This window comes from Halanaerobacter jeridensis (genome assembly GCF_016908315.1).
Classification (GTDB): domain Bacteria; phylum Bacillota; class Halanaerobiia; order Halobacteroidales; family Halobacteroidaceae; genus Halanaerobacter; species Halanaerobacter jeridensis.
In genome coordinates this window covers 208,259-215,706 of sequence record NZ_JAFBDQ010000006.1, presented here as the reverse complement: position 1 = coordinate 215,706, position 7,448 = coordinate 208,259, and the positions used below count along the sequence as shown (strand labels likewise).

Below are 7,448 nucleotides of genomic sequence, written 5' to 3'. Positions count from 1 at the left end.
AGGCGAGTTGAACGTGGGTTATACGTTGATGATGTAAATGATTTAGCAATAAACTCTGATATTAATGGAGCAAGAAATATTTTAAAATTAAGTCCTAACTATCAAGAGCAGAAATGTACTAATTTTTCTAAACTCTGTAACCCAATTAAAGTAAATAGTGATTACGAGTTTGCCAAACTGCTTAAAGATAGCTGGGACTATGAAATTAAGAAGAAAGTAGTCTAAAAAGCACACCCGAGTCTTTTTTAAGATAGGGTTCGTGGATAAGAACACTGTAACTTTGGTGTTAACGCTGTAATCTACTCATTTGTTAATTTTGATTAGTTTTAAGCAGATATAAATCAGCGGTCAGACATGATAATCCACTCTTTGCAATTGGAAATTTAGCAGCTAATAAAAAAGAAATTTTGAATAAATTTATTAATTTTGCCAAACAGGATAAATATCAAAGATTAGCATCAAACTATGGATTTAATAAACTGGAGCAGTATGAGCCAGAAATGGAAGAAGCAGCGGGAGATACTATTATTCAAGCCCAGAAATTATGGAAAGAAAAGAAAGATGGTAATAATGAAATTGTGTCTGTCTTTGCTGCCGATGTATCAGGAAGTATGGATGGCGAAGCATTAAATAAATTAAAAGAGTCTCTGTTAACTGCTTCGCAGTATATTAGAGAAGATAATTCAGTGGGACTTGTGACTTTCTCTTCTAATGTAAATATTAATCTACCGATTAATAAATTTGATTTAAATCAAAGATCATATTTTGCTGGGGCAGTGGAAGATATGCAGGCTAGCGGTAATACTGCGATGTTTGATGCTATTGTTGTAGCAACTGATATGCTGATCAAGGCAAAAGAAAATAAGCCTAATGCTAAGTTAATGCTATTTGTTTTAAGTGATGGAAACACGAATCGAGGCCATTCATTTAATGATATTAAAAGTATGCTGCAAGTTTTAAAAATTCCAATTTATACTATAGGATATAATGCTGATATTAAAGTACTGCAAAATGTATCTAGAATTAACGAAGCAGCAAGTATCAATGCTGATGTCGATGATGTAACTTATAAGTTACGTAATTTATTTAATGCTCAAATGTAAGAGGAAAATTTAAATTTGAAGGGAGAGATGTAAAGAGTGGAATTTTCTATGGAAGTGATGGATAAAGAATCAGTAAAAGAAGAAATTGTGGAGCAGGTTGAGCCTGTCTCAGAAGAGATGACTAAATTAAAAGAGTTAGCAGCAGAGAATGCATCAGAAATTATGGAGCTTGACTTAGATTCCTTAGAAAAAAGAAAAACAGTAATTAATTCTGTTCAAGAGTTCGGAAAAGACACATTAGAAAATTCAGCCCAAAAAAATAAGTTATTAAAAACCTCAGTAGGAGATTTATCTAAAATGGGAGGAGAAGGAGGAGAAGTTGCAGATAGTTTACTGGATTTGCAAGAAGAAATTAAAGATTTAGATCCTAGTGCAGTTGATTTTGCTAAGACAGGTCTTTTAAGTAAAATATTTAATCCGATGCGCTCTTATTTTAATAAATATCAGCAGGCTGATGAGGTAATTAATGATATTATAGTATCGTTAAAGAAGGGAAAAGCAACTTTAAAAAATGATAATACAACTCTTGAAATTGAAGAAGTAGCTATGCGTGATTTGACTAAAAAATTGCGCAAAGAAATAGAGTTAGGCACAATGATGGATGAAGAAATATCAGCTCAAATTGAAACTGCACAGGCAAATAATGAAGACCAGGATAAAATAAAATTCATTAAAGAAGAAATTTTGTTTCCTTTACGACAAAAAATCATGGATTTACAGCAGATGATAGTTGTTAATCAGCAGGGGATTATGTCAATTGAAGTTATTAGAAGAAATAATAAAGAACTGATTAGAGGGGTAGATAGAGCTATAAATGTAACTGTTTCTGCGATGCGAACTGCTGCTATTGTGGCTAGTGCGCTGTATAATCAAAAGATTGTACTAAAAAAGATTAAGCTATTGAATGAAACTACTAATGATTTAATTAGTGGCACCTCAAAGATGTTAAAAGAACAAGGAACAGAAATTCATAAGCAGTCAATGGAAGAAAACATATCGGTTGAGACATTAAAAACAGCCTTTGCTGATGCTATATCTGCTATGGATGAAATAAGCACCTACAAACAAGAAGCGCTTCCTAAAATGAAGAATACAATTGATGAATTTAAAGAATTAGCAGATAAAGGGGAAGAACAGATACAGAAAATTGAAGAAGGAGATCAGATATCTCTATCTTAGGAGAAATGATCCTGGACTTAGTGTTCAGGATTTTTTATTTTTTGCTTGTAAAATTTCTAGAAGGTTTTTAATGGAATTAGCCAAAATATAATATATGATAATTCGATAAAATATTGTATATTTTATTAAAATTAATTTTTATAAGACAAAATAACTAATTCATGATATAATATCTATATAAGTTATTATTATAATTGATTAATAAAAAAATAATGGGGTGAAATTTTATGTTCAACTTTTGGACAAATATTTCAGTTAAGGCAGTGTTAGATTCTTTGTCAGTGAACATAGCAGTTTTAGATGATAAGGGAATTATAAAATATGTTAATCAAGCTTGGATTGATTTTGCACATGATAATGGTTTAGATCCTCAAGAATGTGGTGTGGGAGCTGATTACTTAGCTGTATTGGATAATGTAACAGGACATTTAGAGGAATGTGCTAAAGCTTTAAAGGCTGCCGAAGGAATTAAAGCTGTAATTACGGGAGAAAAAGAGGAATTTGTTTTTGAATATGCTTGTGATTCTCCACAACAAAAGCGGTGGTTTGAAATGAAAGTAACTACTTTTATTGGTGGTCATGATCGTCACGTTGTAGTTGCTCATGAGAATATTACAGATCGTAAGAAACAAGAGCAAGAATTAAAGACCATGAAAAATTTTCATAATAGTATTTTAGATAATTTAGAAGAGGTAATTGTGTATTTAAAACCTGGCTTTAATTTGAAATGGGCCAATCAAGCAGCTAAAAAATACTTTTCACTTAGTTTAGAAGAGATGAAGACACAACCTTGTTATAGTAAGTTTGGATTAGATGAACATTGTTCTAATTGTCCGATTATTAAATCTGAGCAGAGTAAAAAGAGAGAAGAAGCAATTGTAGAAAAACCAGATGGTAGTACTTGGCTTATTAAGGCTATTCCAGACTGTAGTTCTAATGGAGAATTAAAAGGAATTATTGAAGTTGCTCTCGATATTACTCAACGTAAAAGAGTAGAAAGACAGATGAAACAAGTAGTTAATAGATTGGAAGAGCAATTTGAAAAGGCTGGTCAACTCCATGACCAATTTTTACCTAATAAAATGCCGCAAATTGCTGGTTTGACTTTGGGAACTTATTATGCTCCTGCAGATAGATTAGGGGGCGATTTTTATAATTTCATTGAATTAGAGGATAAACTAATCTTTTATGTGTCTGATGTTAGTGGTCATGATTTAAGTGGTTCAATGCTGAATATATTTTTAAAAGAAACTATTAATTCTTATTTAATTGCTAATAATCAAACTGAAGATTTTATCAACCCGGTGGATATAATTGAATTTATTAATAACCATTTTAATGAAGAGAAATTCCCCGATGATTATTTTATTTGTTTAATAATTGGCATTATAGACGTGAATACCAAAGAGATTAAGTTTTCTAGTGCAGGAATGCAGTTTTCGCCGTTATTAATTAAAAATGATGGGATAAGTACTTTTTCTTGTGGAGGTCTGCCGATTTCAAATACAAGTTTTGACTTTGGTTTTGAATATCAAAACTGTCAATTTAAGTTGGCTGAAAAAGAGATTTTCTTTCTCTATACTGATGGGTTAATAGAACAAAATAATAGTTCAGAAATGTATGGAGAAGAACGACTCCAAAATTTATTAAAAGAAGACCAAGATTCTAATCCTAATGATATTATTGAACAGATTAATCTTGATTTTAATGATTTTAGAGATGAAATGCCAATGCAAGATGATGTGACCTACATGTTAATTCAACATGATAATAATTAAGTATAGGAAACCGAAAACTCCGAACCAATCAAGGTCCGGAGTAGAAATAGCTAGTCATCATTTATCATTTTTTTCACTGCTTCGTAGCGCGACCGTAAAATTTCTTCATGTTTTTCTTCATCTTGAATTAATTGTTCAAATAAGGCTTTAAGCTTTTGATCATCTGCTTTTTCTTTAAGTTTTTTATATTTTTTTTGATCAGCAATTTCTTCTTCAATAGCTGTTTCGATGCCTTCTAAAATAATATCCATAGTTATTTTCTCCTTTCTAGTTAAGATGTGTAAACAGATATAATTTATTACCGTGTTTATTACACGGGAAGACTTTAATTCCTTTGTTCTGTAATTGTGATAAATTTAAATTTTCAGTGATAATTTTTTGCCAATTAATTTCTTTTTGAACCCCAGATAGTGAAATCATAAAATAATCTCTATCTGCCAATGTTGTAATGGATAAATGATGTGTTTTTTGCCAGATCAAATCACTTAAATATTCAAAAGTACTAATTAATTCTTCGGGAATAGTGCTGAAGTCACTAAGATAAGAACTGATTACTTGTTGTTTTTTATTTAAATCATCTTTTTTTTCTTCGATTGTCCACTCTTTCAATTCACTATTGAGACGGGCAATAGTTAAATAGGTAATATCATCATCACCGTATTCTGAGCCAGTAACATTAAAAAAATCATGCCTGATGTTTTCTACTAAAACAGCAGGATGAAAATAATCTAAAGTGGTTAATTCATCTTTTAATTTATTATTGTACATTCCTGCTTCAACTGTTTGTTCTAATAATCCATCAGTGGTAAAGAACATCATTTCATTTTTTTTAAATTCAATAGTAGTTTCTTCTAGCTCAATAAAAGATTTATCAACAGAAGATGAGATAGGTAATCCTCCTGTATCAAGTTCATTTAAATTACCATCTTTACTCAGTTTATAAAAGGGAAACTGAAAGCCTGAAGAAGAGTAGGTAAATTCATAGTTATTCAAATCTAAAACTCCAACTAATAAGCAGACTAAATAATCATCAGGATACCCTTCTGCTCGATATTGTGTATCGATATATTCTAAAATTCTTTTAGGTGATACTTCCTCTCCTTCATTATGTTGTAATTTAAAATAGTCTTCAATAGTGTTATTGATAAATATAGATAGCATTGCACTATCAATTCCATGGCCAGAAACATCGAACATATAAATGAAATATTGCTCAAAAAAGACGTTCATTGAACCGTGATTTACTTTAAATACATTATAATAATCACCGCCTAATTCTGCAGCAGGTTGGTAAAAGGCGGCTACAGAGAGATCAGCTTTTTCTGGTAAACTATCTGGTAATGAATTTTGATGTATTTGACGTGCTTTGGTAAAATTATCTTGCTGCTCTTGTTTCATTTTAGCAATTTCTTCTTTAGTTTTTTGTCTATAATTGCTAAAAGAGATTAAAGTTAAATAATATATTAATTCTAATAATATTAAATTTAAATGTAGTGGTGGTACTATAAGTAACAAGCTAATATTAATTAAACATGAAGTAATTATTGTTTTCCAGTAAGAATAATTACTTAGCAAAATAAAGGAAGAAATTAATATAACCCTTAGCCATATAAAAAGATTCATTAACATTTCAGCTCCTGTTACAATAAATTAATTCTTTCATTAATTATACTTTCAACACTCATCGACAAAGTCCTGTTTATTTTATTAGTTATTTCAGGAAAAAGAAGCAATTACTCAATAATTATTGCTTTTGATTTTGGTTTATATATTATATAATTAAAGTATATCCGTTCTAGAAATTATTATTGTAATTAAGGCAGGTGAAAAAAATGAAAAATATTTCTAATAAACTGGAGCTTAGATCTGCTCTTGATTCTCTTTCATCACATATAGTTATTTTAGATAGCCAAGGTTTGATTTTATATTCTAATCGCGCTTGGGAAGAGTTTGCAGAGAACAATGGCTTAGCTCCTCAGCAATGTGGTAGTGGGACTAATTACTTAGCAACTCTCACTAATGTAGAAGGTGAGGAAAAAGTGAAGGCTGTAAAAGCTAAAACAGGTATTGAGAAAGTGATGAAAGGAGAAAAAGATCTATTCACTTTAGAGTATCCCTGCCATGCTCCTGATAAAAAGAGATGGTTTAAAATGCGAGTTACTCCTTTTGAGGGAGAAAATGATCAACAAGTGGTTATTGCTCATGAAAATATTACTGAACGTAAGCTACAAGAACAGGAAATGAAAGAGACTAAAGATTTTACTGATAATATATTAGACAACTTAGAAGAATTAATTCTTTATATGGACCTTGATTTGACAGTACAGTGGGCTAATAAAGGAGCACAGGAATATTTTAATTTAGATATAGAAGAGATGAAAGATCAATTTTGCTATAAGAAATGGGGTTTGGATAGTCCTTGTAATGAATGTCCAATTATTAAGTCTAGAACAACTCAAGAGCGGGAAGAGAAAATAATGGAAAAGCCTGATGGTAGTGTTTGGTTGATGAAGGCAATTCCGGATGTCAATCAAGATGGTGAGTTGGAAGGATTTATTGAAGTTAGTCTTGATATCTCTAAGCAGAAGAAAGCTGAAAGAAAAATTAAACAAGTAGCTAATAAATTAGAAGAGCAATTTGAAAAAGCAGGTAAATTACATGATCAGTTTTTACCATCAGTAATGCCTAAATTAGATGATATTAGTTTAGGAACTTATTATGCTCCTGCGGATAGATTAGGAGGAGACTTTTATAATTTTATAAATTTAGAAGATAAGTTGATCTTTTATATTTCAGATGTGAGCGGTCATGATTTGAGTGGTTCAATGCTCAATATATTTTTAAAGGAAACCATTAACTCTTATTTAATATCTAAAAATACTCCTACTAGTATAATATCGCCAGGAAGAGTAATAGAGTTTATAAATCAACAATTTGTTGAAGAAAGCTTTCCTGATGATTACTTTATTTGTTTGATCATTGGTGTTTTAGATGTAGATACTAAGAAAATAAGATTCGCTAATGCTGGAATTCAGTTTTCACCTTTATTAATCCAAGGGGCAGATGAAGTAACTACTTTTTCTTGTGGTGGATTGCCGATATCTTATGCTAGTTCAGAATTAGAATCATCTTACCAGGAAGTTGAATTTAAAATGCAGCGTGGAGATGATTTATTTTTATATACTGATGGACTAATTGAGCAGGATAATGGTTCTGAAATTTATGGTCAAGAGAGATTAAAAACCATATTAAAAGAAGAGCGACAAAATTTTCCGCAAGAAATTATCAAAAAAATAAATAGTAATTTTGATAATTTTAGGAAGAATATAGTGGTGCAGGATGATGTTACTTATATGTTAATACAGTATGATAAGTCTTAATTAAATTA

6 protein-coding genes and 1 pseudogene are annotated in these 7,448 nt (G+C 30.5%); 5 read left to right on the top strand and 2 right to left on the bottom strand.

Features of this window, described 5'->3' with window-relative positions; genetic code table 11:
• The 4 genes and pseudogenes from JOC47_RS07930 to JOC47_RS07915 all read left to right on the top strand — a co-directional run.
• Positions 1-225, top strand: a pseudogene (locus JOC47_RS07930) (RNA-guided endonuclease TnpB family protein); the annotation flags it as partial.
• A gap of 182 nt (positions 226-407) precedes the next feature.
• Positions 408-1,103, top strand: coding sequence for a vWA domain-containing protein (locus JOC47_RS07925; RefSeq protein WP_204701524.1), 696 nt, complete (start codon positions 408-410; stop codon positions 1,101-1,103).
• Positions 1,104-1,139: 36 nt separating this feature from the next.
• On the top strand, positions 1,140-2,282 hold the full coding sequence (locus tag JOC47_RS07920) for a toxic anion resistance protein (protein WP_204701523.1): 1,143 nt from the start codon (positions 1,140-1,142) through the stop codon (positions 2,280-2,282).
• A gap of 227 nt (positions 2,283-2,509) precedes the next feature.
• A complete protein-coding gene (locus JOC47_RS07915; RefSeq protein WP_204701522.1) occupies positions 2,510-4,060 on the top strand; it encodes a SpoIIE family protein phosphatase in 1,551 nt (516 codons plus the stop codon).
• Between the two features lie 50 nt (positions 4,061-4,110).
• Here JOC47_RS07915 and JOC47_RS07910 read toward each other — a convergent pair whose 3' ends face one another.
• Positions 4,111-4,311: a ferritin family protein gene (locus JOC47_RS07910; protein WP_204701521.1), complete on the bottom strand. Its 201-nt coding sequence runs from the start codon at positions 4,309-4,311 to the stop codon at positions 4,111-4,113.
• A gap of 16 nt (positions 4,312-4,327) precedes the next feature.
• Complete coding sequence (locus tag JOC47_RS07905; protein WP_204701520.1) at positions 4,328-5,683, bottom strand: PP2C family protein-serine/threonine phosphatase; 1,356 nt, start codon at positions 5,681-5,683, stop codon at positions 4,328-4,330.
• Between the two features lie 209 nt (positions 5,684-5,892).
• Here JOC47_RS07905 and JOC47_RS07900 point away from each other — a divergent pair, with 209 nt between their 5' ends.
• Positions 5,893-7,440: a SpoIIE family protein phosphatase gene (locus tag JOC47_RS07900; protein WP_204701519.1), complete on the top strand. Its 1,548-nt coding sequence runs from the start codon at positions 5,893-5,895 to the stop codon at positions 7,438-7,440.
• Positions 7,441-7,448 lie beyond the last annotated feature (8 nt).

Bases quoted from the DNA above. Each gene is read 5' to 3' on its own strand.
- JOC47_RS07905 (WP_204701520.1), bottom strand. From the start codon at position 5,683: ATGAATCTTTTTATATGGCTAAGGGTTATATTAATTTCTTCCTTTATT.
- JOC47_RS07900 (WP_204701519.1), top strand. From the start codon at position 5,893: ATGAAAAATATTTCTAATAAACTGGAGCTTAGATCTGCTCTTGATTCT.
- JOC47_RS07910 (WP_204701521.1), bottom strand. From the start codon at position 4,311: ATGGATATTATTTTAGAAGGCATCGAAACAGCTATTGAAGAAGAAATT.
- JOC47_RS07915 (WP_204701522.1), top strand. From the start codon at position 2,510: ATGTTCAACTTTTGGACAAATATTTCAGTTAAGGCAGTGTTAGATTCT.